The sequence below is a fragment of the Mycolicibacterium aubagnense genome, from assembly GCF_010730955.1.
Taxonomy (GTDB): domain Bacteria; phylum Actinomycetota; class Actinomycetes; order Mycobacteriales; family Mycobacteriaceae; genus Mycobacterium; species Mycobacterium aubagnense.
The window spans coordinates 4,228,828-4,255,078 of the sequence record NZ_AP022577.1; the positions used below are offsets into that span (position 1 = coordinate 4,228,828).

23 protein-coding genes and 2 pseudogenes are annotated in these 26,251 nt (G+C 66.2%); 12 read left to right on the top strand and 13 right to left on the bottom strand.

Annotated elements, in window-relative coordinates:
* Positions 1–13 precede the first annotated feature (13 nt).
* A complete protein-coding gene (locus G6N59_RS20280) occupies positions 14–841 on the bottom strand; it encodes an SDR family oxidoreductase (RefSeq protein WP_138228641.1) in 828 nt (275 codons plus the stop codon).
* A 186-nt stretch (positions 842–1,027) separates the two neighbouring features.
* Here G6N59_RS20280 and G6N59_RS20285 point away from each other — a divergent pair, with 186 nt between their 5' ends.
* The 6 genes from G6N59_RS20285 (at position 1,028) to G6N59_RS20310 (ending at position 7,512) form a co-directional block, all read left to right on the top strand.
* On the top strand, positions 1,028–2,407 hold the full coding sequence (locus G6N59_RS20285; RefSeq protein WP_138228642.1) for an aldehyde dehydrogenase family protein: 1,380 nt from the start codon (positions 1,028–1,030) through the stop codon (positions 2,405–2,407).
* 149 nt (positions 2,408–2,556) lie between these two features.
* On the top strand, positions 2,557–3,534 hold the full coding sequence (locus G6N59_RS20290; protein WP_138228643.1) for a PDR/VanB family oxidoreductase: 978 nt from the start codon (positions 2,557–2,559) through the stop codon (positions 3,532–3,534).
* Positions 3,535–3,570: 36 nt separating this feature from the next.
* The gene (locus tag G6N59_RS20295) at positions 3,571–4,815 is read left to right on the top strand and encodes a cytochrome P450 (RefSeq protein ID WP_138228644.1); all 1,245 of its coding nucleotides are present in this window, start codon (positions 3,571–3,573) and stop codon (positions 4,813–4,815) included.
* Between the two features lie 2 nt (positions 4,816–4,817).
* The gene (locus G6N59_RS20300) at positions 4,818–6,362 is read left to right on the top strand and encodes an acyl-CoA synthetase (RefSeq protein WP_138228645.1); all 1,545 of its coding nucleotides are present in this window, start codon (positions 4,818–4,820) and stop codon (positions 6,360–6,362) included.
* 4 nt (positions 6,363–6,366) lie between these two features.
* Positions 6,367–6,909, top strand: coding sequence for a TetR/AcrR family transcriptional regulator (locus tag G6N59_RS20305; RefSeq protein WP_138228646.1), 543 nt, complete (start codon positions 6,367–6,369; stop codon positions 6,907–6,909).
* 42 nt (positions 6,910–6,951) lie between these two features.
* Complete coding sequence (locus tag G6N59_RS20310; RefSeq protein WP_138228647.1) at positions 6,952–7,512, top strand: TetR/AcrR family transcriptional regulator; 561 nt, start codon at positions 6,952–6,954, stop codon at positions 7,510–7,512.
* A gap of 8 nt (positions 7,513–7,520) precedes the next feature.
* Here G6N59_RS20310 and G6N59_RS20315 read toward each other — a convergent pair whose 3' ends face one another.
* The 4 genes from G6N59_RS20315 to G6N59_RS20330 all read right to left on the bottom strand — a co-directional run bounded on the left by G6N59_RS20315 (position 7,521) and on the right by G6N59_RS20330 (position 10,374).
* Positions 7,521–8,141 carry a hypothetical protein gene (locus G6N59_RS20315; protein ID WP_138228648.1) on the bottom strand — a complete coding sequence of 207 codons (621 nt, stop codon included), beginning with the start codon at positions 8,139–8,141 and terminating at the stop codon, positions 7,521–7,523.
* Positions 8,142–8,249: 108 nt separating this feature from the next.
* Positions 8,250–9,521, bottom strand: coding sequence for a PucR family transcriptional regulator (locus G6N59_RS20320; RefSeq protein ID WP_138228649.1), 1,272 nt, complete (start codon positions 9,519–9,521; stop codon positions 8,250–8,252).
* 78 nt (positions 9,522–9,599) lie between these two features.
* A complete protein-coding gene (locus tag G6N59_RS20325) occupies positions 9,600–9,812 on the bottom strand; it encodes a hypothetical protein (protein WP_138228650.1) in 213 nt (70 codons plus the stop codon).
* A 274-nt stretch (positions 9,813–10,086) separates the two neighbouring features.
* Positions 10,087–10,374: a hypothetical protein gene (locus G6N59_RS20330; RefSeq protein ID WP_138228651.1), complete on the bottom strand. Its 288-nt coding sequence runs from the start codon at positions 10,372–10,374 to the stop codon at positions 10,087–10,089.
* 329 nt (positions 10,375–10,703) lie between these two features.
* On the opposite strand from G6N59_RS20330, the gene G6N59_RS20335 reads away from it, so the two are divergent.
* Entirely contained in the window at positions 10,704–10,967 is a 264-nt protein-coding gene (locus G6N59_RS20335; RefSeq protein ID WP_138228712.1) for a MerR family transcriptional regulator, read from the top strand.
* A 14-nt stretch (positions 10,968–10,981) separates the two neighbouring features.
* Here the strand turns inward: G6N59_RS20335 and G6N59_RS20340 are convergent, their stop codons facing one another.
* The 4 genes and pseudogenes from G6N59_RS20340 to G6N59_RS20355 form a co-directional block, all read right to left on the bottom strand.
* A complete protein-coding gene (locus G6N59_RS20340) occupies positions 10,982–11,365 on the bottom strand; it encodes a heme-binding protein (protein WP_138228652.1) in 384 nt (127 codons plus the stop codon).
* A gap of 154 nt (positions 11,366–11,519) precedes the next feature.
* Positions 11,520–13,664 (bottom strand): MDR family MFS transporter, encoded by a 2,145-nt coding sequence (locus G6N59_RS20345; RefSeq protein WP_138228653.1) that lies wholly within the window; start codon positions 13,662–13,664, stop codon positions 11,520–11,522.
* A 19-nt stretch (positions 13,665–13,683) separates the two neighbouring features.
* Positions 13,684–14,241, bottom strand: coding sequence for a type 1 glutamine amidotransferase domain-containing protein (locus G6N59_RS20350; RefSeq protein ID WP_138228654.1), 558 nt, complete (start codon positions 14,239–14,241; stop codon positions 13,684–13,686).
* A gap of 65 nt (positions 14,242–14,306) precedes the next feature.
* Positions 14,307–15,128 (bottom strand): annotated as a pseudogene (locus G6N59_RS20355) (TIGR03621 family F420-dependent LLM class oxidoreductase).
* A 64-nt stretch (positions 15,129–15,192) separates the two neighbouring features.
* Between G6N59_RS20355 and G6N59_RS20360 the strand changes: the two are divergent.
* Genes G6N59_RS20360 through G6N59_RS20370 form a run of 3 tightly spaced genes read left to right on the top strand, consistent with a single transcriptional unit; the run spans position 15,193 to position 18,764 of the window.
* Positions 15,193–16,707, top strand: coding sequence for an MFS transporter (locus tag G6N59_RS20360; RefSeq protein WP_234884069.1), 1,515 nt, complete (start codon positions 15,193–15,195; stop codon positions 16,705–16,707).
* A gap of 46 nt (positions 16,708–16,753) precedes the next feature.
* The gene (locus G6N59_RS20365; protein WP_138228655.1) at positions 16,754–17,554 is read left to right on the top strand and encodes a GNAT family N-acetyltransferase; all 801 of its coding nucleotides are present in this window, start codon (positions 16,754–16,756) and stop codon (positions 17,552–17,554) included.
* The gene (locus G6N59_RS20370) at positions 17,541–18,764 is read left to right on the top strand and encodes a lysine N(6)-hydroxylase/L-ornithine N(5)-oxygenase family protein (RefSeq protein WP_456153676.1); all 1,224 of its coding nucleotides are present in this window, start codon (positions 17,541–17,543) and stop codon (positions 18,762–18,764) included. The genes G6N59_RS20365 and G6N59_RS20370 overlap by 14 nt, the downstream gene beginning before the upstream one ends.
* On the opposite strand, the gene G6N59_RS20375 is transcribed toward G6N59_RS20370, so the two are convergent.
* The gene (locus G6N59_RS20375; protein ID WP_138228714.1) at positions 18,754–19,980 is read right to left on the bottom strand and encodes an Nramp family divalent metal transporter; all 1,227 of its coding nucleotides are present in this window, start codon (positions 19,978–19,980) and stop codon (positions 18,754–18,756) included. The genes G6N59_RS20370 and G6N59_RS20375 overlap by 11 nt on opposite strands.
* Before the next feature lie 73 nt (positions 19,981–20,053).
* Positions 20,054–22,594, bottom strand: coding sequence for an AAA family ATPase (locus tag G6N59_RS20380; RefSeq protein WP_138228656.1), 2,541 nt, complete (start codon positions 22,592–22,594; stop codon positions 20,054–20,056).
* A gap of 62 nt (positions 22,595–22,656) precedes the next feature.
* Here G6N59_RS20380 and G6N59_RS20385 point away from each other — a divergent pair.
* Both G6N59_RS20385 and G6N59_RS20390 read left to right on the top strand, forming a co-directional pair.
* Positions 22,657–22,868: pseudogene (locus G6N59_RS20385) on the top strand (LysR family transcriptional regulator).
* Between the two features lie 11 nt (positions 22,869–22,879).
* A complete protein-coding gene (locus tag G6N59_RS20390; protein WP_163911529.1) occupies positions 22,880–23,182 on the top strand; it encodes a LysR substrate-binding domain-containing protein in 303 nt (100 codons plus the stop codon).
* 179 nt (positions 23,183–23,361) lie between these two features.
* On the opposite strand, the gene G6N59_RS20395 is transcribed toward G6N59_RS20390, so the two are convergent.
* On the bottom strand, positions 23,362–25,047 hold the full coding sequence (locus G6N59_RS20395) for a hypothetical protein (protein WP_138228657.1): 1,686 nt from the start codon (positions 25,045–25,047) through the stop codon (positions 23,362–23,364).
* A gap of 124 nt (positions 25,048–25,171) precedes the next feature.
* Positions 25,172–26,248, bottom strand: a complete 1,077-nt coding sequence (locus G6N59_RS20400) for an NAD(P)H-dependent amine dehydrogenase family protein (RefSeq protein ID WP_138228658.1) — start codon at positions 26,246–26,248, stop codon at positions 25,172–25,174.
* Positions 26,249–26,251 lie beyond the last annotated feature (3 nt).

Sequence of the window (26,251 nt, forward strand, 5' to 3'; positions counted from 1 at the left end):
CGATCGGCGCGTATCACGACTCGTCGATGCGATGCTGGTACTCGGCCCGGGCCTTCGGGTCGAAGTCGATGAACGTGCGGTAGGCGCCCAACTGCTTGTTGATGACGTCGCGCAGTCGGCGACCGATCAGCGGCTGTGTGTTGAGGATGGGCCCGACGATCTTCGGGACGAAGACATCTGCGGTGGGACGGGCGACCGCATGCACGATCGCCTGAGCGACGTCGTCGGGTTGGGCCGTCGGGATGAATTTCAAGCCGGAGGTCCCGGCGATGAGCTCGGTGTTGGTGAATGACGGCATGACACAGGTGAATTGCACTCCGGTATCGGCGTATTCGACGCGGGCGGTCTCGGTCAGTGCGATGACTGCGGCCTTGGTGCCGCAGTAGGTGAGGCCACCGGGGACCGGAGTTTTGCCGGCCGATGAGGCGACGTTGATGATGTGGCCGCGGCCGCGCTCCACCATCGCAGGCAGGGCCAGGTGCATCCCATTGATGCAGCCCATGACGTTGATCTCGACAGCACGACGGTGCTTGTCGGCCGACTGGTCGAGAAAGTGCCCGATGGGCATGATTCCGGCGTTGTTGATCAGGACATCTATCGGCGCGTGCGAGGTCGCCTCTTTGTGGAATGCGGCGAAGGACTCGTAGTCGGAGACGTCGACGGGGTACGCCTCGGTACCGGGGCCGATCACGGCAGCTGCGGTGGTCGCCGACTCGAAGTCCAGATCGCCGACGATGACGGTGGCACCGCGCGCGTGCAGCGCTTTGGCTGTGGCCAGGCCGATACCCCGGCCCGCGCCGGTGATGGCGATGCGTCGTCCGCGCAGGAAACTGGCGCTCATGGTGACTCCTCGAACTGGTGATGACTTGAATGTAAATCAACCTACATTTAGTCCGCAAGAGGTCTTGACGCTCAGATATAACGTAAGTTATGTTTCGATTGCCCGGCCGGCCGAGGGGTGGAGGATGATCGGCCGATTCGGAAGACAGCCTCAAAGACCTTTCAGTACAAGGAAATGGCGGAGCGCATGATCGGTCCAACGGAACAGGACATCGCGTTGGTCACTGCGCTGTCCGAGGTGTTCGCCACCGGACGTACGCGTGACCTGTCGTGGCGGATTGAACAGTTGCGCGGCATCGAGCGGCTCTGTGACGAATGCGAGCAGCAGATCGTCGAGGCCCTGACCGCCGACCTCGGTCGACCCGCATTCGACGGATGGCTGGCTGATATCGCCTCAACCAAAGCCGAGGCGACGTATGCCCGCAAGCACCTCAAGAAGTGGATGCGGCAGCGACCGGTCAGGCTGCCGCTGAGCCAACTGCCGGCGCGAGGGTGGGTACAGTACGACCCGCTCGGGGTGGTGCTGGTGATCGGGCCCTGGAACTACCCCTTCTATCTGAGCGTCGGCCCGCTGGTGGCGGCCGTCGCCGCCGGCAACTGCGCCGTCGTGAAGCCGTCCGAGCTGGCCCCGACGACATCCGAGCTCCTCGCGCGGCTGCTGCCGCAATACCTGGACCCGGAGGCGATTCGGGTCGTGAAAGGCGATGGCGACACGACACAGGCACTACTCGCGCAGGGCTTCGATCATGCGCTGTTCACCGGCGGAACCGAGGTCGGGAAGAAGATCATGGCCGGCGCGGCCCCGACACTGACCCCGGTCACGCTGGAACTCGGTGGCAAGAGCCCGGTCATTGTGACCGCGGATGCCGACATCGACGTCGCGGCCCGGCGTATCGCCTGGGTGAAGCTCCTCAACTCCGGGCAGACATGTATCGCTCCCGATTACGTGCTGGCCGAACGGCCCATTGCCGACGAACTCGTAGCGAAGATCATCGAGAACGTCGACCGATTCCGGTCCGCAGAGGTGACGAAGGCGCAGCGAATCATCAACGACCGCCAGTTCGATCGGCTCACCGGCTTGATCGGCTCGACGACCGGCACGGTGGTGATGGGCGGTGGGGCCGATCGTGCGGCGCTGCGCATGGAACCCACCATCATCGTCGACCCCGCAGCTGACGAGCCCGTCATGACCGAGGAGATTTTCGGCCCCATCCTTCCGGTGGTGCGCGTCGGCTCCGTCGACGCGGCTGTCCGGTACGTCAACGGCAAGCCGAAACCGTTGGCGCTGTACGTGTTTACCGAGTCGACGTCGCTTGCTCGCTGCATCATCGACGCGATTCCGTCCGGCGGTGCCGTGGTCAACCACATCGCGATGCATGTGATGGTGCCGCAGCTGCCCTTCGGCGGTGTCGGGCCGAGTGGCATGGGTGCCTATCACGGCCGGTGGGGTTTCGAAGCCATGAGCCACCGCCGGGCCGTGCTGGCAAAGCGCAGCAACCCTGACCCCAAGCTCTTCTACCCGCCCTACACCCGGCTGGCCAGGAAGATCATGCGGAAGGTGTTCTGATGCGCCGCCTTTCGAGCCTGGACGCGCAGTTCTTGGCGGCAGAAACCCGCAAAGAACGAGGCTTTGGCGGATGCGTGGGAATTGATGGCGGACTTCCGCAGTGAGCTGGAAGAGCTGTCCGCCCTGATGAGCGCAGAAAGGAATTCGGAATGACAACTTCGGCTGTCCACGAGTACACCGCCGAGCTGGTGGTGCGACGACGGTTGCCCGCGGCCGACGGGGTGGTGACGTTGGAGCTTGTCGATCCGGCCGGAAATGAGCTGCCGGCATGGGAGCCGGGCGCGCACATCGACCTTCTGCTGGGCGACGGACTGGTGCGCCAGTATTCGCTGTGCGGAGACCCGCGCGTGGCCGGCGCCTGGCGAATCGGGGTGCTACTCGACCCGAACAGCCGAGGCGGCTCGCTGCACGTACACCAGCGCCTGCGCGAAGGTGCCCCGATCCACGTTCGCGGCCCCCGCAACAACTTTCCACTCGTCGACTCGAAGCGATACCTCTTCATCGCGGGCGGCATCGGGATCACACCAATGAAGGCGATGGCCGAGAGTGTGGAGCGCGCGGGATTCGAATGGGCCATGTTCTACCTGGGGCGATCGCGTTCGACCATGGCATTCCATCAGGAGTTGGAAGACACCTACGGCGGCCGTGTCACAGTGTGGGCCGACGACGAGCGCGGCGGATTCTTCGACCTGGCCCACGCGCTGGCGGACCCCTCGGAAGACACACTGATCTACAGCTGCGGACCGGAGCCGCTGCTCTCGGTCGTCGAAAGTGCTTCAGCCCATTGGCCGGAAGGCAGCCTGCACATCGAACGATTCGCCGCCAAGGCGCCGTCGGCGCAGACGCCGGCCGAGGCGTTGGACCGCTACGAGGTGGTGTGCCGGCGCTCGGGAGTGACGGTCGAGGTGGCTGATGGCATGCCGATGTTGGACGCGCTAGAGGACGCCGGCATTCCGATCATGTCCTCATGTGGCGAAGGCGTCTGCGGCACCTGCCGTGCCACCGTCCTGGAAGGCACTCCTGCTCACCGAGATTCGCTTCTCACCGAAGACGAGCGTGCCCGCGGCGACGTCGTCCTGCCCTGCGTTTCTCACTCCCGTTCCGAGACCTTGGTTCTCGACCTCTGACCCCCAAATCCGTCTCGACAATCACAAGGAGTAACCATGATCACCAAGAGCTTTGCCGACATCGACCTGGCCACAGTCAATCTGACCGATCTGGCCTACTTCCAGGACGGACCGCCGCACGAACTGTTCGCCCGCATGCGTGCCGAGGCCAGTCCGCACTGGAATGCGCTGACCGATGCCGACGAGCCCGGCTTCTGGTCTTTCACGAAATTCGACGACATCCAGACCATCAGCAGCAATCCCGAGCTTTTCTCGTCGGCGCGCGGAGGAGTCTTCTTCACTGCCACGATGGGCGCCGCACCGGTCGAGGTGTTGCGCGAAGTCATCCTCGGCATGGATCCGCCGCGGCACACGCACCAGCGCGGCGTGGTGCAGGCGGTGTTCACTCCCCGCATGATCCGCCAGATGGAGGCAGAGGTCCGCGCGACGGTGACCGCGCTGATCGACAACGTGATCGAAAAGGGCTCATGTGATTTCGTCGAGGACATCGCCGTCGAACTACCGCTGATCGTGATCGCCGACATGCTCGGTGTCGCACAGGACGATCGGAGGCAACTCTTCGCGTGGACCAACAAGCTGTCCCATGCCGCGGCGACCGGTGATACGCAAATGGGCTTGGGCGCGCTGATGGAGATCGGCGGATACCTCACCGGGCTCACCGCGCAGCGCAAGGCGAATCCCGGCAACGATCTGCTGTCGCGGATGCTGGTCGCCGAGGTCGACGGGGAGCGCCTCTCCGAAGCCGAGATCACCTTCTTCTTCGGAATTCTGATGTTCGCCGGCAACGACACCACCCGCAACACCGCCTCGGGCGGCATGCGGGCATTGATCGAGAATCCGGCGGAACGGCAGAAATTGATCGACGATCCCGAGCTGATTACCGGGGCGGTCGAGGAAATGCTGCGCTGGGTCAGCCCGGTGATGTACTTCACCCGCACCGTCGCCACCGACACCGTCGTCGGCGGGCACGCGCTGAAAGAGGGTGAGCGCGTGTGCATGTGGTACGGCGCCGGCTCCCGCGATCCGGAGAAGAACGACAACCCCGAGACGTTCGAGGTGTCCCGCGGCAAGCCCCCGCACCAGGCGTTCGGCGGTGGGGGACCGCACTTCTGCCTGGGCAACCAGCTGGCGCGTCTGGAGCTGAGGGTGCTGTTCGAGGAACTGATCCGGCGTATTCCGGACATGGAGATCTCCGGCCCCGTCACCCGTCTGGTCTCGAGCTTTTCCAACGAGCTGACCTCCATGCCAGTCACTTTCACGTCGGGCAACCGGGAAGGCTGACGATGTTCCCCGGAATCCACGCTCAGTCAACGCCGGACAAACCGGCTGTCATCATGGCCGGTACCGGTCGACAGCTCACCTACCGCGAACTCGATGACAGCTCAAGGCAGCTCGCGGTCGCATTGGCCGACCTTGGGTTGGCCAAAGGTGACGTGATCGCGATGCTGAGCGACAACGCCGCCGAGTGCTTCACCGTCTATTGGGCAGCACTGCGGTCGGGCCTGTATTTGACCGCGGTGAACTTCCACCTCACCGCGGACGAAGTCGCCTATATCGTGGACGACTGCGACGCCAAGGTACTGATCGCAGCCGGTGGGCTGGGGGACCTGGCCGAACAGGTGCGTGCCCTGGTCCCCGGCGTCGAGCACGCCTACAGTTTCGGCGAAACCTTGACCGGATTCGATTCGTACGCAGACCTTTTGGCCTCTGCCAGGGATCGGGCACCGACCGACCAGCCGCGAGGCAGTGACATGCTGTACTCGTCGGGCACCACCGGGCGGCCCAAGGGGATCAAGCCTCCGCTGTTGCCGATTCAGGTCGATGAACCCGGCGATCCCATCACCGGCTTGTTGGGCACCGCATTCGGGGTGACGGCGGACGATGTGTACCTGTCCCCGGCGCCGATCTATCACGCCGCACCCCTGCGGTGGTGTGGCGCGGTGCAGGCCCATGGCGGCACCGTGGTGGTTCTCGAGAGGTTCAAGGCCGAGACGATGCTCGACGCCATCCAGCAGTACCGGGCGACTGTCGTTCAGGTGGTGCCGACCATGTTCGTGCGGATGCTCCAACTGTCCGAAGAAGCCCAGGCGTCCTATGACGTGTCAAGCCTTCGGCTGGCGGTGCATGCCGCCGCGCCGTGCCCGCCCGATGTCAAGCAGGCCATGATCGATTGGTGGGGCCCGATTCTTGTCGAGTACTACTCGTCGACCGAAGCCTGCGGCTTCACCGTCATCACGTCGCAGGAATGGTTGGCCAAACGCGGATCGGTCGGCCGCAGCATGCTCGGTCCCGTCCACATCTGTAGTGACGACGGTGCCGAATTAGCAGTTGATGAACCCGGATTGGTGTACTTCGAACGTGAGGTTCGTCCTTTCGAATACCACAACGACCCGGCCAAGACCAAGGAAGCCGAGCATCCAGTGCACGACAACTGGACGACGGTGGGCGACATCGGCTATGTCGACGCGGATGGTTATCTCTATCTGACGGACCGGAAGTCGTTCATGATCATCTCCGGTGGCGTGAACATCTATCCGCAGGAAGTCGAGGACGCTCTCGCGCTGCACCCGGCGGTGTTCGACGTGGCCGTCATCGGCGTACCTGATCCGGTGATGGGGCAGCAGGTCAAAGCGGTGGTTCAGGTCCGTGCTGGTGTCAAGCCGAATGACGAACTGGCCGAACAACTTATCGCCCATGCCAAGTCGAAGGTCGCGGTGTTCAAGACACCCAGGACCGTGGACTTCGTCGAGACCCTGCCGCGGACGCCGACCGGAAAGCTGGTCAAGCGCAAGTTGGTGCAGCAGTACGCGGCGCAGCCGAGCGGATAGTGGGATGAGGCGCATCGTCGGCGTCGAAGACTACTTCGACGCCGGCGTGGAACTGTTGGTCACGCAGGGCCCGGGCGGTATCAAAGTTGGCGCCCTGTGTGCTGCCCTGGGGGTGACCACCGGCTCGTTCTACGGCTACTTCACCAGCCTGGACGACTTCGTCACCCGACTCCTGACGACTCGTCTGTCGCAGCCGAACCGGCGCCTGCTCGAGCTGGCCGCCTCCGATGACACGTCGGAGGTGGTGATCGCACGGTTACGCGAGCTCCTGGACCTCGTCCCACACGACGCCGAGGCGGCGTTGCGTGCCTGGGCCGCGAGGCGCGCTGTCGCGGCCCAGCTGCAGCATCGATTGGACCAGGAACGGGGCGCGGCCCTGGCGGCCATCCTGTGCAAGCTGGTCCCGGCGGATCAATGCGGTCGGCTGGCCGAAGTGACGATGGCGCTGCTGATCGGCTACCAACATCTCTATGCCGACACGGGCGCAGCGCGCCGTGACAGTCTGTTCGAGCAGTTCGAGGCCATGGTCAAGGCGCACCAAATGTAGGTTCCCTTACAATGGGTGTGGCGTGAGTGAAAGGTGTGACAAGTGCGGCTGTCGGTTACGCGCGATGACTACTTCCACGCTGCCATGGAGCTTCTCGCCTCGACCGGAGCGGCCGGCTTGAAGATCGCGCCGCTGTGCAAGTCGCTCGGCGTGACGTCCGGCTCGTTCTACGGATATTTCGGCAGTATGGACGGGTTCGTCACCGAGTTCCTCGCCTACTGGGAGCTTGCCCAGACCGAGCGGATTGCCGAATTATCCAGTGTGCCAGACGATCTCGCGACGCGGATTCATCTGATGAAGAACCTCACCGCGAAACTGCCGCATGACGCCGAGGCGGCCATCCGTGGCTGGGCGCACGCGAATCCGCAAGTGGCGCAAGTCCAGAAGGCCGTCGACGCCCGACGCGTGGAGATTTTGACCGACCTGTTGCGGCCGGCCGTCGATACCCGCAGGCAAGCGGAAACCCTCGCCATCATGGGAATCACCCTGCTGGTCGGCTTGCAGCAGTGGCGATCGCCCGTCACTCGTAGGGACTTCAACCGGGTCTTCAACGAGTACGAGCAGATGGTGTATCGCGCGATCGGCCACACCGCCGCGCCCTGAACGACGCGTCAGACGAGTTCGGGCACTCGCAGATGGGCGATCGCCAGCTCGAACTCGCAGATATCCACCAAGCTGCCGCCCAGCTGAGCGAGCTTCTCGGTGCGTAGCGCGCTGGCCTGTTCACGGTTGTTGTCCAGCGCCGTGGCGTTGTCGAAGGTCACGGATGACACGGCGCGTCCGGCGGGCTTGTCGAGCAGGAGGCTGGCGCTGCAGAACCCCTCGAGCTGCTCGATGGCAGGCAGGACCAGCGTCCGGTAGAAGTCGGTGAGCAGGTCGGCCTGGTGGGGTTCGACCGAGAACCAGGCAACACGCAGACACGCGCCCTCGGGGGAGCGGTGATCGCGGTGCAGTGCCGCGACTTCCCACTCATTGATTTCCTTCCGGGTGCCGTGCATCAGTTCTGCTGTCCGTTGCCCGAGCGGCTGCGCGGCGTGCGCTGTCAAGTGCATCACCGCTTCGGATTCCCACGCGCTGGTGGCGATGCAGCGTCCGAGGCGCCGATCCACCATCAGCGACATTCCCGCCGCCCCCAACTCTTCGAGAGCGGGCAGCACGGTGTCGCGCATGTATGCAATCCCGGCATCGATCGACGCCGGTTCGGCTTGAAACGTGGTTGAGCGTGCGTACACCAAGCGCTCCTCGGTTACGGCTGCGCCTGGTGGCGCTGCTGGTTCTTCCAACAGCGTCCCTTGTCGCCCCCGATGGCGTACGGACTTTGCCGGAATCCACAGATTGCGTTAAGGAGCGAGCACGGCGGTGCCGAACCAATGGCAAAGCAGCAGCGCGACTTCCACGTCGATGCGGTCTTCCTCGATGGGCCGGCCGCGGCGCTCGATGGCGCGCTGTACGCGGTACTTCACCGAGTTGACGTGCAGGTGCAGCTCGTCGGCACTGGATTTGAAGCTGGAGCTGTTGCGGAGGAACCCGCGGAGGGTGTCTCGCAGGCGTTCGTCGCTGTCGGTGTCGGAGGCCAGTGGGCCGAGGATGTGGCAAACCCACGACCGGGCCTCATCCAGATCCGAGCTGAACTGCGCTGCAACGACGAGTCCGGGTTCATCGACGGCGGTGACCGGCCGTGGCGGTGCACCCGGGGCCAGTGCCACGGCGCGGGCGGAGACGGCCTGGCGGTGCGATTGGCGGAATCCGGCGAGGCCCGCGAGCGGGTTTCCCACCGTGAGCCACGGCGCGTCCGCGCGAAGCCGGACGAATTCGCGGATCCGGGCCACCACGCCATCGGCGGCATCGGCAGTCATCGGGATCCAGGCCCACCCCGTGATTCGGTCCGACGCGACGAACAGCGGCCGTTCCTGAGCGCCGAGGGCGGCAGCCAGGTCGGTGACGAACCGCTCCATGACGTCCAGCTCGTTGCCGTCCGCCTGCTCAGCGCACCAGACAGTGAGCGCGAGGTGAACGCGCTGCAGTGGGTACCGAATGAGGTCGGTCGTCTCATCGACATCGAGGTCGCCGCCGTCGAGCACTTCGCGCACCCGCAGCGCGCGGATCTGGTTTCTGTTGGCCAGCCATCGATCGCGCTCGGCCTGGTAGGCGTTCACCACCTGGTGCGATACCCGGTCGATGTAGGTGAATGAGCTGGCCGCGATCTCTTCGAAGACGTGCAATCCCGCCGCGGTCTCGAGCTGCGCTGCCCGGACCTCGTCGAGAATCATCTTGAGGACGCGCTGGTGGCCGAGCCGGTAGGCGCGGACCAGCTCGTCGACCTCCGTACCGCGCTGGGCCAGCCGGCGCGCATGCTCCAGCGCTGCCGTGGGCGGCTCGATCCGGTCGATGGGGATGCCGTGGCGGATGGCGGGGAAGAAGGCTTCGAGATTGCCCTGTACCGCGTCGTACAGCAGGGCCATCAACTCACCGTCGCCGGCCATTTCAGACCGCTCTTGGGCCAGCAACTCCTGAATGGAGCGGGCCATGGCCGGTAGCTTCTCGCTCAACCGGTCCACGATCATCGCGGCGGTCTCTGCGGAGAGCACCCCGGTGTCGTGACTGCGAGCCATCGCACGACTCTATGGCCTTGCGGGCGTGCCTATCTGGGAATGCGGGTGCGACCCGCCACTGACTGGGGCGTCAATTGGTTACTGGCCGGCGGCGTAGGCCAAGGTGCGCCGGCGGGCGGGCGTCATACCTGCTGCGGCCTGCGGCAACGTGACCGAGTGGACGGCGGCAGCGGCGGCGCCGCGGCGGGCGTTGAACCACCGGACGCCGGCGGCGGCGGCGACCAGCAGCAGCGGCCACAGGCCGATGGCGAAGAGGACCACGGCGTCGACGATGAAGTTGGCTTCGAACATGGACGTACTCCTGAGGTGGGTGAAATGTATTTGTTCCGTTGATGTTTGGGCTGTCTCAACGGGAAGCTGATAGAAGAACGGTACGGCGCGGGCGTGGCGCGACCCAGGTACCGCCGAGACAATCTTTTGCCGGTCTGGCCCAAATCGTTGTCCGTTAGGAACAAAGGCGCACAAGTGTCCGGGGTGGCTCACCTTGCGGGTCGCTGGGCCGCCGGGCCGGCAATTGGCGGTGAGGGCAGCAACCGAGCCGAAGGCGTCCCTTTTACTCCAGCGGTCACTGCGGACCGGAAACGGATTCCCGGTGGTCCGGCGGTTGGGATCGCTTATCTATCCCCAGAACCGTTTGAACGACAGCATTGATGCTCGGGATGTCGTCGATATCGTCGGTCGTCGGCGGAGCTGCGGCGCTCAGCGCCGTTGCGATCGCGTCCCAGGTGTGGCCGGCGGCATGCGCCGCCTCGACCGCCTCGCGCAGCTCGCTCTGCGCCGCGCGCAGAGCCCGATGGGCTGCGCTGATGCGCTCTATATGTGCACGATGCAGCGCGTGCTTCTCTGCTGACATCCCCGTCCCCCGACGATTCTTGAACGGCCGATGGTCGAGTAGGGCAGCTCGCCGGTCAGGTGCTGCCGAGGCCGGGTTGCGCGCGACGGTCAGGGCAACGGAACGGAACAGTGCGCATCAGCATGGCGGTCACCTCGCGTATCCCTTTCACTTACCACCTGTGCGACTCGGTCTAGTTAATCTGCGTCAGATGACATAGATTTTTATATAGCACCAGGGCATGATTGGATGCAAGTAGTGGAACAGGAAACCTCGTGAACGATGCTGATCGCCGGCTGGTACCGCCGAGCCCGGGACCCGCTGCGGCCGGTCCGGCATCCGATCACGCGGTGTACGGGATCACGGTGGCTGCGGAACTGTCCGGTGCGCCAACACAATCACTCCGGCTGTGGGAGCGCCATGGCCTTCTCGCGCCGGCGCGCACCGACGGCGGTACCCGCCGCTACAGCGCTGACGACGTGGCCCGCATCGCGCGGATCGTCGCCCTGGTCGCCTCAGGAGTCAATATCGCCGGAATCGGCAGGATTCTCGACTTGGAGGACGACAACAGCGCGCTGCGCAAGGCCGCGGACCGCCGCGGCCGTTCGAAGTGACGGCATCGCTACCGCTATCCGGCCATGAATTCGGCGTAGGCAGTGGCCAATTCGGGCGACAGCACTGTCACGTTGCACCGCTGCTGAGTGTCACCGATCGGTGCCAGAATCCCGCGCAGGTCCTGATACTGCTGCGGATGCGCTGTGAAGTACGCCCGGAGGTTGGCCGACGCCTGTGGCCGGGGCTGCGAATATGCCGCCACCACAACCTGATTGGCGTCGGGGTGCGCTGTCAGGTAATTGCTGGCCGCCCCGGTGGCCGAGCTGACGGTATTGGCAACGGATTCCGGACTGCACTCAGTTTCCGCGGCGGCTGTCGTCGGCATCGCCAGGCTGAAGCAGACCGGTACTGCAGCCAGTACCGGGATCAGGCCGGTGAATCGAATTGAAAACTTCATGGCTCGTCCTCTCGCTGTGCTTCGCTGCCAGACGGATGCGGACCACCTGGCGCCGGTCGTCGTATACCCGCCCTGGTGACTCTGAACCCCCCGACTTTTGCTGTCTCTCATCGGAGCTGCGGTGTTAACGCGCCGGACCGTCCCGGCCACCATGTCAGTTGCGGGGCATGGTGGCGTGCGCGCGGAGTGGTCGAGTCGGTGGCTCTTCGGGCCGGGGCGCGCGCATCCGCGTGGTGGGCTGCTCGGCGATATACCGCTGCGGTGGGCCGAGTTTCGGCGGCCGACTCTCGCGCCGGGCCGACTCCCGTTCGACGAGCACACCGCGGGCAATACGGTCCAGTGCGCTCTGGACATGAATGCGCTCGGGCACGCCCTGGAATTCGTCTGACTGCGTGAGGGTTTCGGTGATCCAGCTCGAGATGACATTGCGCGCTGAACCCACCTCGGCAGAGCCCGCGGGCGTCAATGAGTATTCGGTTCCCGCGCGCGTGGCAAATCCGGTGGTGACCAACCGGTCGAAGGTCGGTTCGAGGACCTGCCGGGGCACCCGCCGGTCGTCGGCGATGTCGAGCAGGTCTGCCGCACCGGTCACCGCCGCGTACCGGTAGATCAGCATCAACGCCCACAACTGTGCGGTGCCCAGCCGGCTGTTCGAGGTGCGCGCCACCGCTTCGAGGTCAATGCCGTTGCTGTGCTGCAACAACCGGCCGACAGCGACTTCGAGGAGTTTCTCCGGCGACTCGGTGGTCGGCATGCCGAAACCCTCACCCATGTCGGTGCTGCCGCTGGCAGCGGCGTCACGCAGCGGCACCTGCTTGAGGAACAGCGCGAGGACGAAGCCGACGACGGCGACCGGCGCCGCCAACAGAAACACGTGACTCAGGGAGTCGGCGTAGGCGTTGATGATCGGCGCGGCGGTCTCGTGCGGGAGGCTGTGCAGCGCCTTCGGAGATGTCGCCGCCTCGGGTGGTGCGCCGCTGGCCCGGATGGCCGACGGGATGCGCTCGCCGAGGAAATTCGCGAACATCGAGCCGAAAATCGCCGCGCCGAATGAACTTCCGATGGTGCGGAAGAACGTCACACCCGAGGTGGCGACGCCCAGGTCGGAAAAGTCGACGGTGTTCTGCACCACCAGAATCAGCACCTGCATGCTCAGCCCGATGCCGGTGCCGAGGATCAACAGGAACAGTGACTGGGTCAGCGTCGAGGTGTCGGCATCCATCCGCGACAGCAGCACGAACCCCAGCGCCATGATGGCGGTGCCGGCGATCGGGAAAATTCGGTATTGCCCGGTGCGGCCCACGATTGCGCCACTGCCCAACGAGGTGACGAGCAGACCGGCCACCATCGGCAGGGTGCGCAGTCCCGACGCGGTGGCCGAGACGCCGTCGACGAACTGCATGTAGGTGGGCAGGAACGTCAGCGCACCCAGCATCGCGAACCCGACGACGAACGACAGCACACAGCACACCGTGAAGACGGGGTTGGCGAACAAGCGGATCGGCAGAATCGGTTCGGGCGCACGGCGTTCCACCATGACGAAGCCGACGAGTGCCAGGACCGAGGCGACGAACAGCCCGATTATCACCGCTGAACCCCACGCGTAGGTGGTTCCGCCCCAGCTGGTCGCCAACGTCAGACCCGCGGCGCCGAGCCCGACCAGGACTATGCCCGCGTAGTCGACGACCGGCCTGCCTGCGCGGGCCAACTCGGGGATGGCCGCTGCCGCGATCGCGACGACCACCACGGCCACCGGCACGTTGATCCAGAACGCCCAGCGCCAGCCCAGATGGTCGGTGAACAACCCGCCGAGCAGTGGGCCGACGACCGTCGTGACACCGAACACCGCGCCCAGAGCGCCTTGGTACTTGCCTCTTTCACGCAACGGGATGACCTCGCCGATCACCGCCACGGCCGTCACGGTGATCGCGCCACCGCCCAGGCCCTGCAGCGCGCGCGAAGCGACCAGCATCGCCATCGACTGCGAGAGTCCGCACAACACGGACCCGGCCAAGAACAGCAGGATGGCGACCTGGAAGACCCGCTTGCGGCCGAAGATGTCGCCGAGCTTTCCGACCACTGCAGTCACGATCGTCGAGGCGAGCAGGTAACTCGTGACGACCCAGGACTGGTGGCCCGCGCCGCCGAGGTCGGAGACCACGGTCGGCAGCGCGGTCGCCACGATGGTCTGGTCGAGGGCGGCCAGCAGCATGCCGAGGACGACGGCGAGGAACACGAAGTTGCGCTGCCGGATGCCGGGGGCCGCTTCCGCCACGTCAGCGGGGTTACGAGTGGTCATAGCTGCCTCAGCCCGGACTTCAGGTCTGGGCCGGACTGCTCGCCAACGCCTCGGTGATTGCCTCGCAGAACGCCGGTAGGTCGGAGGGCGAACGGCTGGTGATGAGATTGCCGTCGATACACACTGCTTGATCGACGACGGTGGCTCCGGCGTTACGAAGGTCGGTGCGAAGGCTGGGATAGCTGGTCACCGTGCGGCCGCGGACGACGTCGGCTTCGACGAGGGTCCACGGGCCGTGACAAATGGCGGCGACAGGCTTACCGGAGCGGACGAAGTCGCCGACGAACGTCACCGCGGCATCGTCGAGCCGCAGTTTGTCGGGGTTGACCGTGCCGCCCGGCAGGATCAGCGCATCGAACGCGTCGACCCCGACCTCGCCGACGGTCCGGTCCACCGCGATGCTGCCCGCTGGTTCCAGGTCGTGGTTGTGGGCCTGGATTTCGCCGGACTTCACCGACAGCACTTCGACGGAGCCGCCGGCCTCCTCGACCGCGGCGCGTGGTTCATCGAGCTCGACTCTCTCGACTCCGTCGGCGGCGAGGATGGCGATTCGTCGGCCTTGCAGTTCCTTGAGCACCTGCCTTGGCTACCCGAGTCCGCCACTCCGGAAACCCCCGCGTCGCCGGTGGTGGAGCATCCGGGTCAGCGCAGTTCTGCTATGACCTTCGCGAAGGCTTCCGAATGCTGTTGCTGAACAATGAAGTAACTGACCTCGTAACGGTCGCGTAGGTCGCGGATCCGGGCCGCCATATCAGTGGTGTTGCCGCTGAGCACTCCCGGCGTCGTCATCAACTCGGCGTCGCTGAGGTCGGGCTGGAAGTGCCGGGTGATGGACAGGTTCGGGCTTCCGGACCCGTCGGTCGGCACCGCGGTGATGGCCAGGTTCAGCTCCAGCTCGTCGAAGCGGGCGCCGGCGGCGTTGCGCACGAAGGAGATTCGCTCGGCGAGTGGATCGTGTTCGTCGGTGCGCGGCCCGCCGCCGGTCAGCCCGATGATCTGTGCCTGCTGGGCGGCGACGGTCAGCAGTTTGTCGCCGGCGCCGGCGATCATGACCGGTACGTCGGGCAGCTGGGAGCGCAGATACGAGGTGACGTGCGCCGTGTACTCCACTCGCTTTCCGGCGCTGGGGAACGGCAGTTCGGCGGCGTCGAACTCCTCCTTGACATATCCGGCGCCCAGTCCCGTCTCGAACCGTCCTTCGGTCAGGTCGCGCATGGCCGCGATATCGCGGGCCAGCAGGGCAGGCTTCTAGAAGCAGGCATTGAAGACGAAGGTGCCCAGATGCATGGTGCTGGTTGCCGCGGCCGCCGTCGCCAGCACCGGAAACGGCGCCGGAGCGCCCAGATGGTCGGGCACCAGCAGGACGTCGTAACCGAGATCTTCGGCGCGGCGCGCCGCGTCTTGCACTGCTGACCGGCCGTCGGTGTGCCGCAAGCCGACTCCGAACCGGAAATCTCTCGTCATGTGTTCGACTTTACGGACACGCGGGGCGCATCCGCCGGTGCAAACTTCAGGTGTGAACGCCAGACTGACCCTGACCGCGGTCTGTGTGGTGGTGTTCATGCTGCTGCTCGACATGACGATCGTCGCGGCGGCACTGGCCGATATCCAGGCTTCCTTGCACGCCCACCTGTCCGGATTGCAGTGGGTGGTCGACGCCTACGCCCTGCCGATGGCCGGACTGTTATTGACGGCGGCCACGGTGGGTGATCGGCTGGGACGGCGGCGCTTGTACCTCGGCGGGCTGGTGGCCTTCATGTTCGCGTCGGCGGGGTGCGCGCTGGCCCGCAACATCGACGTGCTCAACGGGCTTCGGGCAGTGCAGGGCTCAGCCGGCGCAGTGCTGCTCGGGGTGTCGCTGCCGATGATCGCGGCGGCCTTCCCCGATGCGCGACAGCGGGCGGGTGCCATCGCCGCCTACGGCGCGGCGATGGGAGCGGGTGGTGCCGTCGGGCCGCTGCTGGGCGGCGCGCTGGTCACCGCATACGGGTGGCCGTCGATCTTCCTGATCAACCTGCCGGTCGGGGTACTCGCGCTGTACATCGTCATCTTCGCCGTCCCGGAAAGCGTCGTCGAACAGTCCCGCCCGGTCGATGTCTGGGGGACGGCGGTGTTGACTGCGGCGTTGTTCGCGGGTGTGTACGTGCTGATCGAAGGCAACCGCTTCGGTTGGAGTAGCCCGATCATGTTGGCACTGAGCGCATTCTGTGTGGCGGCTCTGGTCGCCTTCGGATTGCGCGAGTCGCGCCTGGCCGAGCCGATGCTCGACGTGCGCCTGCTCGCCGGTCCCGGTTTCGCCGGCGTCTCCCTGGCTGCGTTCGCCGCAAGTGGAACGCTCATCGCGTCGACCAACTACCTGGCGCTGTACTTCATGAATACGTTGGGCTTCAGTCCCTTTGGCGCCGGTCTGCGGGCGTTACCGCTGACACTGGCCATCGTGGTCGGTGCCCCATCGGCAATGGTCGCCGCGCGGCGCATACCGGTGGCGGCGACCATCCCCGCCGGCGTCGCGTTGATTGCCGTGGGTATGTGGATGATGACCGCAGTAAACGCCCACACGACGTGGACGCATTTCATCGCGGGGTCGGTGGTGGCGGGACTCGGGCTCGGTGCGTTGTCCGCGTTGACGTCCGATGCGGCGCTGCGCTTCGTTCCGGTTACCGACGCCGGCATGGCGACGGGAACCGTCAGCACTGCGCGTCAGATCGGCATTCTGGCCGGGGTCGCCGGGCTGGGTGCACTGTTCAGTCGGCACGCGGGTGACCTTGCCACGGCGCGGCTTTCCGCAGTGCCCGGCCTTGCGGTCGAACCTGCGCGGCAGTTGAGCGACGGGCTGGCGGCCGGGGCCGGGTTGCGGGCGCTCGCGGTGGTACCCGACCGGCTGCGTCCCGCGCTGGCGGCGGTCGCTCGGGAAGCCGGTGCGGCCGGCATGCAGGCCGCGTTGACGGCCGCGGCGGTGGCTGCGACTGCCTCCACAGTGGTCGTGGTGGTACTCGTCCGAATGGGCGCTCGGCAAACAATCTATGCCGATACTGTGGATTAGCCGAAGTTGCTACGACCGAGGCTGGATGCCGATATTTTCACACCTTATGGTCGGTGCTGCTGTTCTCTTCTCAGGGGGCCGATACAGCGTCGTCATCTCTGACGACCCCGACGAGATCGAAGCCGCGCAGCGCCTGCGGTACCAGACGTTCGCCGAGGAGCTGGGCGCCGCACTCCCACAAGCGATTCGCGGACCGCGCACCGGTGAGATGATCGACATCGACCGGTTCGACGCGTACAGCGATCATCTGCTGGCCCGGGATGAAGAGACCGGGGCGATTGTCGGCTGCTATCGGTTGCTGCCCCCGGACGGCGCCCGAGCGGCCGGCGGCATCTTCACGGACACCAACTTCGAGATCGGTGCGGGCATCGATGCGTTGCGGCCGTCGCTGGTCGAATTGGGCCGCGCCAGCGTGCATCCCGACCATCGAAACGGTGCGGTGATGGCCTTGCTGTGGGCCGGAATCCTGCGCTATCAGGAACTGACGGGCCACCAATGGGCGATCGGCAGTCTGTCGGTGCGTATGGAGGACGGGGGTCCGCGCGGTGCGTTGGTGCGCGGCGTCCTGGACCGGGCTTTCCGAAAGCACCCGGCGCCAGAGGAATTCCGGGTTACGCCACGAAACCCGGTGCAGGTCAACGGAATTCCTTTGGCCGAGCTGCCGGACCCCGGCCGGGTGCGAATTCCGCCGATGGTGGCCGGCAGTCTCCGGATCGGTGGGGTGATCTGTGGGGAACCGTCGTACGACCCGGAATTCGACATGGCCGATTTCGTGGTGCTGATCAACCGCGACATGGTGCACAAGCTGTATCTCGCTCGGCTCACCCGGGACCATGTCCAGGCTTGAGGCCGACATGCTCGGGGTCGGATTCGGGCCGTCGAATCTGGCACTCGCGGTGGCCCTCGCCGAGCGTGGCGTGCGCGGCCGATTCGTCGATGCCCAGCCGCGGTTCGGTTGGCACCGCGACATGCTGTTGCCCGGAACCCGCATGCAGATCCCGTTCCTCAAAGACTTGGTGACGCTGCGTAATCCGCAGAGCGCATACACCTTCGTGAACTATCTGAATGACCGCGGCCGGCTCATTGATTTCATCGGCCGCCACGACGTGTTTCCCAGCCGGCATGAGTTCCACGACTACCTGCAGTGGGCCGCCGACCAGTTCGCCGCCGACGTACAGTACGGCCGCCGGGTGGTGCGGGTGACGGCGACCGATAACGGATTCGAGGTGCACCTGGACCCTGGCGAGGTCGTCGCGGCACGCACCCTGGTGCTGGGCACCGGCCTGCACCCGGTGTTGCCCGCCGGGACGGAGCCGACACGGCGGCAGTGGCACAGCCACCAACTGCTCAGTGCTTTGGCGGCTCTGGGATCGCCGGAAGTGGGCCGCTTCGCTGTGGTGGGTGCAGGACAGAGCGCCGCCGAGGTGGTCGGCTATCTGCACCATGCTTATCCGCTGGCCGAGGTGCACGCCGTGTTCGGCCGTTACGGGTACAGCCTCGCCGACGACAGCGCGTTCGTGAACCGCATCTTCGACCCGTCGGCGGTCGACGAGTTCTACGGCGCGGACAGCGCGGAGCGGCAGCGGTTGCTCGACTATCACCGCTCGGCCAACTATTCGGCCGTCGACGTCGACCTCATCGCGGACTTGTATGAGCGCGAGTACGGCGAACGCGTGGGCGGGGACCGGAGACTGTTTCTCCACCGTGCCTGCGCAGTCGTCGGCGCCGACGAGGACGACGTCGAGGTCCGGCTCGGCGTGCGCAACCTCATCGACAACACGACCGAGACGGTGCGCTGCGATGCCGTGGTGTACGCGACCGGATACGCGCCGATGGATGTGGCGGCGTTCCTGGGCGAGCTGGCGTCCTGCTACGAATTCGATGCGCAGGGCCGGCCGGTGGCCACGCGCGACTATCGGCTGGTGGCCAGGCCAGGTGCTCCCGGCGACATCTATCTCAATGGTGCGACCGTCGAACACAGCCACGGCCTGGGCGCGACGCTGCTGTCGAACGTGGCAGTCCGCAGCGGGGAGATCGCGGCAGCGATCAGCCCGTGACGGTCAGATAGATCAGCACCACGTTCAGCACTGAAATCAGCACGGCCACAGCCCATCCGAGCGTCGTGACGGCCCGGTGGTTGATGTTCTCGCCCATCAGGGCGCGGTTACTGGTCAGCCGAACCAGCGGAATCAGCGCGAACGGGATGCCGAACGACAGCACTACCTGGGACAGCACCAGCGCGCGCGTCGGGTCGAATCCGATGGCCAGCACCACCAGGGCGGGAATCACAGTCACGGCCCGGCGCAGCAGCAACGGGTAGGACCGGTTGAGCAGGCCCTGCATGATCATGGCGCCGGCATACGCCCCGACCGACGAGGACGCCAGGCCCGAAGCCAGCAGACCGATGGCGAAGCACAGCGCGACCGCCGGACCCAAGGCGTTGCCGACCGCGGCATACGCGCCCTCGATGGTGTCGGTGCCGTCGACGCCTTGCAGATTGGTGGCCGCCGCGAGCAGCATCGCCAGGTTCACCCCGCCGGCGACCACCATCGCCAGACCGACGTCGACGCGGGTGATCCGCAGCATGCGCCGCAGGGGAGCGCCAGGCTCCGGTTTCCCGTGCCGGTCCCGGGCCAGGCCCGAGTGGAGGTAGACGACGTGCGGCATGACCGTCGCGCCGAGGATCGCGGTGGCCAGTAGCAGGCTCTCGGTGCCGGTGAAGCGCGGCACCATTCCCCCGAGCACGTCGCCGGCCGCGGGCGGCTCGACGACCAGGCTGGCCAAGAAGCCGATGGTGATGATCAGCAGCAATCCGCCGATGACCCGCTCAAAGGCGCGCTGGCCGCCGCGGTTCTGCACCGATAGCAGGCCCATGGACACCACTCCGGTGATCACGCCGCCCAGCAGCATCGGCAGCCCGAACAACAGTTGCAAGGCGATGGCGCCGCCCACGACTTCGGCGAGATCGGTTGCCACAGCGACCAATTCAGCTTGCACCCAGAACGCGATCCGGGTCGGGGTGCGGCAGTTGTCGGCAACCAGTTCGGGCAGCGAGCGGCCCGTCGTCAGGCCAAGTTTGGCCGACAGGTACTGCACCAGCCCGGCCATGACGTTGGCCAGCAGGATCACCCACACCAGCAAGAAACCGAACTTCGCGCCCGCGCTCATGTTCGCCGCGACGTTGCCCGGATCCACATAGGCGATGGCAGCGACGAACGCCGGGCCCAGCAAGGACCACGTCGGGCGGGACGACGTGCGGCTCTCGGTCAGCACTGCGCTCACTTTCCATCCGGGTCTTCGAATAGAAAAGTTAGGGTAGCCGAAACCTTGCGATTGGGGAAATAGGTCAGCCGGCGGCCCCGCGCCCGTCAGGCGGCGGCGGGATGTCGCGGATCTGGTGCCGGCTGGTGACGCCCAGTTTCGGAAATGAGCGGTAGAGGTATCCGGACACCGTGCGTGTCGAAAGTTGAAGTTGGGCCGCGATCTGCGGGTTGGTGAAGCCACGTCCGGCGAGATAGACGACCTGATGCTCTTGGGGGCTCAGTCGTTCGGTGGACGGCGTCGCCGACGCTGCCGTGACGCCGCCTGATGCGCGCAATTCCCGAGCGCAGATTTCCAGCCACGGTCTGGCACCCAGCGTCTCGAAGGTGGCCCGGGCGGCTGAGATGTGCCGGCGCGCTTCTTTGCGTCGACGGCTTCGCCGAAGCCAGCCTGAGTAGCTGAGCCGCAACCGGGCGCGTTCGAATGGCCACTGCTCACCGGCGGCATCGGCGAGCGCGCGGGCCAGGATGGTGCCGGCCTCCCCGACGCCGAGCAGAGCCGAGGTGTGGTTCACCAGCTGGCCGACGCGCGCGGAGTGCGGCTGCGGTAGGTGCGTCAGTGCGGCGGCGAATATGCGCCTCGCGTCGTCGACCATGCCCGTCCGCAGAGCTGCCTCGGCGTAGTCGACGAGAGCGCGGAAAGAGACGTGCTGGTGCAGAGGCACACCGGAGTCGGTGAACAACTCGGACAGATGGCCGTAGGCCCCGAGATCGTTGCCGACCACGAGGTTGAGCAGCCCGAGGACATGATGTGCCCGTGCCGCGTGCAATCGGTTGTCCTGGAAACCAACGACATTCAGTGCTGTGCCGATGTGATCGCGCGCGGACGCGGTGTCTCCGCGATGGGCGGTGACAGTGGCTCGGATCAGGTCCCCGGTCGCGGTGATCAGTGGTTGATCGCTGACGGCCCCGAGGGTGTGCAGTTGGCCGGTAATTCTGAGTGCTTCGTCCCAGCGGCCGGAGTCGACACACGACCAGGCCAGGATCGCTGCCGTCAGCGCCTGCCCGTTCGTCGAATCATGTTGTGTCATCAAAGACTGCGCGCCGCGCAGACTGCGGATGCTGAGCTCTGACTCGTCGGTCACGCCGGCGGCCAGGCCGATCAGGCTCAGGTCCAGAGCCCCGAGGCCACCGGCCGGTGGGGCGATGAACGCAGCCACGTCGGCGCGTGCGCGCGGAGAGTCGGTCACCGCTTCGACCCACAGCCGCGATGTCGCCGAGCTGCCAGTCAGCACCGGCATCGCGTCGTCCAACCGGTGCAGCGCGTGCACCGTCCCCCGATACGCGGCTGGATCACCGGACAGGAAAGCCGCGGCGGCCGCCACGCGCAGCGGTTCCCACGCCAGCTCGGGTTCGACCCCGGTCGCTTCGTCGGTCGCGGCCAGGAGAGCCTCGGCCGCCGCCCGCCCGTCATGCCACATCGTGGCCATGCCGCGTGCGGTCAATGCCCGGATGCGGTCACGCGGACTGCCGGCGGTGGACGACGCCGCTTGGGCTCGGTGCCAGGCCTCGCGCTGAGGCGACGTACGCAACGCGTCGGCCAGGAGCCGGTGCGCGTCCAGCCGAGTGGTCAGCGGCGCTCCGTAATAGGCGGCAGACCGGATGAGGGGATTGATGGGGTTGATGCGTGCGGCCTCGATACGCACGATGCCCGCGGTCTCTGCCGGGGCCAGCACCGCCGGGTCGGCCAGCACGCCGGGCGGCAGCGCGCGCAGGTCGGCGGCGGACGCGGTCGCGAGGACGACGAGCGCGGCGCGCGTGGCTGCGGGTAGGTGCGCCAGATGCTGTGCGTAGACCGCATGGGCGCTGATCGGCAACGGCAACGGGTCCGGTGCATAACCCGCCGTGGGTGTCGCGCCGGCAGCCGTGCCGGAAAAGTGGATGATCGCGGCGGCATTGCCCGCGGATTGTTTGATGGTCTGCTCGCGGAGCAGGCCGCCCGGTGGTGCGGGTTGTGCCTCCAGCAGCGCGATCGACTGGTCGAGGTTCATTGGCGCCAGCGGAATCTCGACAGCCGAACGGCCCGCCAGCCCCGTCGGGGCGACAGCGTCAGGCAGCGTCAGCGCCACGGTGATCGGGCGGCCGGCGCTCCGCCGGGCGGCGAACAACAGAACGCTGCGGGATTGCTCGTCGAGCCAGTGGGCGTCATCGACCGTGACCAGCACCGGCTGCCGCCGCGGCACCGCGTCCAAGAGCTCGAGCAGTGCCGCGGCCAATCTGGCGGTGTGGATCTGATCGCCGAACAATGGTGTGCTGAAAAGGGTTTCGATGATATTGGCACGCCCGTACGGGTTGGCCTCGGCGTCGTTGAGCGCCCGCAGCAGCCGGTGCAGGCCACCCAGCGGAGTGTCGATCTCGCCGGGCAGCCCGGCGATTCCGAGGACGCGATGGCCCAGCGAATGTGCTTGCCGCTCGGCCTCGGCAAGCAGCGACGTCTTGCCCGAGCCCAATGCGCCAGAGATGACGATGACCTGCCCGTGCGGCGGTGACGCGATGGCATCCCGCAGGGCCGTGAGTTCGGCGTCGCGCCCGATGAGCTGCGTCGACGCGAAGTTCACAAGAACCATGAGACATCCGATCGGTCAGCACGTCTAATGACAGCTATTGATATGTCCCATCTATGACGTAGATGATCTGCGGCGTGGAGTTACGGCAGGTCGAGCGCTTTGTGGCGGTCGCCATCGAGCACAGCTTCACCCGCGCTGCCCGTCGCGTCCACGTGGTGCAGTCCGCCATCTCACGTCGATTGCCAAGCTGGAGCGTGAGCTCGGTGTGCAGTTGTTCGACCGCTCCCGCCAGCAGATCGAGCTGACGGTCGCCGGCGAACGCTTCCTCGCTTAGGCGCGCTCGACATGCGGTTGATGTTCGAGGAGCCGATGGTCTTCGTCTGCCGCAACGATCATCCGATGGCGTCGAAGAAAGAGGTCAGTCTGATCGACCCGGCGGAGGAGGACCTGATCGGGTTCCCGCCGGATTGGGGCTTTCGCTGCCTGATGGACAACGCCTTTCTGGCGGCGGGCGTCCAATCGCGTCCCGTCCACGTGATTCCTGCCGCTTCTCGGTGGTCGGTGAACTGGTTCGTCAAGGGCTGGGGACCACCTTCATGCCCGCGTCGGAATGCGCGGAGTTCGACGATCTGCGCGCGGTCGCATTGAGTCAAAGTGTCACGTGGCAGGTCTATTTGGCGTCGCAGCCGGTGGGACGTCTGACGCCGGCCACCGCGGCGTTGGCGGACATGCTGATTCAGGCGGCGGCGTCAGCCTAGCTCGCCGCGAGTGTCGGCTTGTGGTCGAGATCCCTCGAGATCCCCGACCACAAGCCAACATTCGTTGTCCTACTTGGCGTGACTGCTCGTGCCGTCCTTCGCCTGGCCTGCACCGCTGGACGCCTTCGCGGGCTTGGCGGGCTTCGACTCGGGCTTCGACTCGGACTTCGAGTCGGACTTGGTGTCCGGCTTGGCCGGCTTGGCCGGCTTGGCGTCGGACTTGGTGTCCGGCTTGGCCGGCTTGGCGTCGGACTTGGCGCCCCCGTCCTTGATACCGCCCTTGGCGTCGCCACCCTTGGTGTGATCAGCAGCCGTGCCGTCGCCGTTGGTACCGGTCTGCCCGCTGCCCGTATGCGCGGTGTCAGTGCTACCTGGGTCCGCGGGCTTGGTGGTGCCGGTGGTGCCGGTTGCCGCGTCCGTACCGGTAGCGGCCGGCGAATCGGGCTTTGTCGCAACGGTTTTCGTGGGTGTTTCAGCCGTGCTCGTAGCGTCCGCCTTGGTGGTGTCCGTCTTCGTCGCGGTCTGATCAACGGGCTTCGCGGGGTCCGTCGCCGCCTTGGCGGGCAGGGCCTTGACGACTGCCGCGGCCGGTACCGCGACGGTCGTCGCGTCGGTGGCCGGCACCGCGTTGGCGGCGACGGGCGCGGTGGCTGCGACCGCCGTCTTGGCCGTCGTGACCGGCGGCGGCTTGAGCGCGTCGGCGACGAGTTTCTGCAGAAGTTGCAGAGCGGCGACCGGACCCGGGAGGTTGACGGTAAAGCCGAGCGGGCCACCGTTGAGGTTGATGCCGAACGAGGTCAGCAGGCCGCCGGCGTACAGCGGCACGCCGGGCAGACCGGTGTCGATCACGGTCGACAGGTCGGGGCCGTAGCCACCGTTGAGGACCCCGTTCAGGACGGTCGCGGGAATCGAGATGAGAGCGGTGGCCACCTTGCCGAGATCGCCGGTGCGCGTGGCATCGATGACGTCCTGTACCGCGGCGCCCATGGCCGCAGGTGCTTGGATCAGCGGGCCGAGCAGACCACCGACGATGACGAGGGCGTTCGACGGCTGCAGCCCGCCGAACCCCTGGTTGAGCGTGTTGAGGACATTGACGGCGTTCTGCAGCGGATTGGCGGCGATGACCCCCAGCGGACCGAGCTTGTCGATCGCGGTGACCAGACCTTGCAGCGGATAGGCGACGGAGTTGAGGGCGGGCGCCAGCAGATTGGTCAGTGGGATCAGCGCGTTCAGCCCCACCAGCAGCAGCTGATTGGTCGCGTCCTCGACGTTGCCCTTTGCCAGATCGTTGACGGCGGCGGCCAGCAGCGGCGGTACCGCTGTGGTGAGGTTGGAGCCGATCTGGCCGAGCGTGGCGCCCAGCGCGTTCAACAGCGGCGGAGCCGCCGCGAAGGGCACGGCCGGTTGCGGGCTGGGATCGACCTTGACCGAACCGGGCGATGACACCAGTTTCAGCAGGTCCTGCAGCGCGGCGAGTTGATTGTTCAGGGCCGCGGTCAAAATTGGGGTCGGTCCCTGGGTCTGTGCCGTGCTCACGATGGTCTGCAGGCTGGCGACGGTGTTGTTGAACGCCTGCGCGTATGCCTCAAAGGGATTGACAGCGGCGGTCAAACGTACTGCGGCGCGCTCGATCTGAGCTTCCATGTGGTGAATCTGGGTACTGACGGTCGGCGCCATGACCGGGGCGACGGCGATAGCCGCGGCCCCGGCCAGGGACACGCCGACGGAAGCGAACGGTCGAGCGGCGGTGTGCATAGTGGGCCCTCTCAAAGGCTCAGAATCGGACAGTCGGCGAACTGACTTGTGCGTAAGTTCGCCCTGATTCTGGCTGTGAGAGGTAGGTCACCCGCTAGCGACGAATGACTCTATTTCGGCGTCGTCAGCTGGGGCGGTACAGGCCTTTCCCGGTGATGAGCGGCAGATCGAGGGTCGTGCGGATGCCCGGTTCGGCGGCGACGACCGCCGGGATGGCGTTCACCACCCGTGCTGCCGTGGCAACGAGTCCGGCGTGGTTGTGGTCGCCCTTGCGGCTGCTCAGGCACAGGTCAAGGGCATATGACGGCTCGCCGGTCACCTCGACCCGGTAGGAGCCACCCTCCTGGGCCGGTTGCGGCCAGTCGGGGCACAGATCGTCGCGCAGGCGGGTGATGTGCTCGAGTACGACGGCGGCGCGTCCGTCCTTCATGCCGCGCACTTCAAAACGCATGGCCGCCGTGGTGCCGGCCGGGATGTGGCCTGACGCGATGTCGAAGTCCTCGGGCGCCGGCACGCGAGTGTGCGTCTCGGTCAACTCGTCGAGTTCGATGCCGAGGCCGGCGGCCAGCTGGCGCACCACGGAACCCCAGGCCAGGCTCAGCACGCCGGGCTGCAGCAGCATCGGCAACTCGTCGATGGGCTTGCCGAAGCCCATGACGTCGAACATGACCGTCGCGCTGTCGTAGGTGGCGTAGTCGACGATCTCCATGCACCGGACCTGCTCGACGCTCTGACAGGTGCCCATGAGGGCAAGGGGGAGAAGGTCATTGGCGAAGCCGGGGTCGATGCCGTTGACAAATAGGGACGAAGAGCCCGTCTGCGCGGCATCTTCGAGCGGCGCGATCAGTTCGGTGGGCAGCACTTGCCACGGATACTGCAGAAACACCGCCGCGCTGGCGACCACGTTGACCCCGGCCGCCAGGATGCGCCGGTAGTCCTCGAGCGCCTCGGGCAGTCGGTTGTCGGCCATGGCGGTGTAGACGATGCAGTCCGGCTTGCCGGCCAGGATGGCATCGAGGTCGTCGGTGGCCGTGATGCCGGTCGAAACATCAAGTCCGGCAAGCTCTCCGGCGTCTTTGCCGGTCTTGGCGGCAGAGGAAACCCAGACGCCGGTCAGTTCGTAGGCAGGGTCATTGATGAGCTGCGTCAGGGCATGGCGACCGACGTTTCCGGTGCCGACTGCGGCGACTTTGATGGGCATGTA

What these genes read in the sequence shown, in the direction of transcription:
- G6N59_RS20280 (WP_138228641.1), bottom strand. Translation starts at nt 841, where the DNA reads ATGAGCGCCAGTTTCCTGCGCGGACGACGCATCGCCATCACCGGCGCG.
- G6N59_RS20285 (WP_138228642.1), top strand. Translation starts at nt 1,028, where the DNA reads ATGATCGGTCCAACGGAACAGGACATCGCGTTGGTCACTGCGCTGTCC.
- G6N59_RS20290 (WP_138228643.1), top strand. Translation starts at nt 2,557, where the DNA reads ATGACAACTTCGGCTGTCCACGAGTACACCGCCGAGCTGGTGGTGCGA.
- G6N59_RS20295 (WP_138228644.1), top strand. Translation starts at nt 3,571, where the DNA reads ATGATCACCAAGAGCTTTGCCGACATCGACCTGGCCACAGTCAATCTG.
- G6N59_RS20300 (WP_138228645.1), top strand. Translation starts at nt 4,818, where the DNA reads ATGTTCCCCGGAATCCACGCTCAGTCAACGCCGGACAAACCGGCTGTC.
- G6N59_RS20305 (WP_138228646.1), top strand. Translation starts at nt 6,367, where the DNA reads ATGAGGCGCATCGTCGGCGTCGAAGACTACTTCGACGCCGGCGTGGAA.
- G6N59_RS20320 (WP_138228649.1), bottom strand. Translation starts at nt 9,521, where the DNA reads ATGGCTCGCAGTCACGACACCGGGGTGCTCTCCGCAGAGACCGCCGCG.
- G6N59_RS20325 (WP_138228650.1), bottom strand. Translation starts at nt 9,812, where the DNA reads ATGTTCGAAGCCAACTTCATCGTCGACGCCGTGGTCCTCTTCGCCATC.
- G6N59_RS20330 (WP_138228651.1), bottom strand. Translation starts at nt 10,374, where the DNA reads ATGTCAGCAGAGAAGCACGCGCTGCATCGTGCACATATAGAGCGCATC.
- G6N59_RS20340 (WP_138228652.1), bottom strand. Translation starts at nt 11,365, where the DNA reads ATGAAGTTTTCAATTCGATTCACCGGCCTGATCCCGGTACTGGCTGCA.
- G6N59_RS20345 (WP_138228653.1), bottom strand. Translation starts at nt 13,664, where the DNA reads ATGACCACTCGTAACCCCGCTGACGTGGCGGAAGCGGCCCCCGGCATC.
- G6N59_RS20365 (WP_138228655.1), top strand. Translation starts at nt 16,754, where the DNA reads ATGGTCGGTGCTGCTGTTCTCTTCTCAGGGGGCCGATACAGCGTCGTC.
- G6N59_RS20370 (WP_456153676.1), top strand. Translation starts at nt 17,541, where the DNA reads ATGTCCAGGCTTGAGGCCGACATGCTCGGGGTCGGATTCGGGCCGTCG.
- G6N59_RS20380 (WP_138228656.1), bottom strand. Translation starts at nt 22,594, where the DNA reads ATGGTTCTTGTGAACTTCGCGTCGACGCAGCTCATCGGGCGCGACGCC.
- G6N59_RS20390 (WP_163911529.1), top strand. Translation starts at nt 22,880, where the DNA reads ATGCGGTTGATGTTCGAGGAGCCGATGGTCTTCGTCTGCCGCAACGAT.
- G6N59_RS20395 (WP_138228657.1), bottom strand. Translation starts at nt 25,047, where the DNA reads ATGCACACCGCCGCTCGACCGTTCGCTTCCGTCGGCGTGTCCCTGGCC.
- G6N59_RS20400 (WP_138228658.1), bottom strand. Translation starts at nt 26,248, where the DNA reads ATGCCCATCAAAGTCGCCGCAGTCGGCACCGGAAACGTCGGTCGCCAT.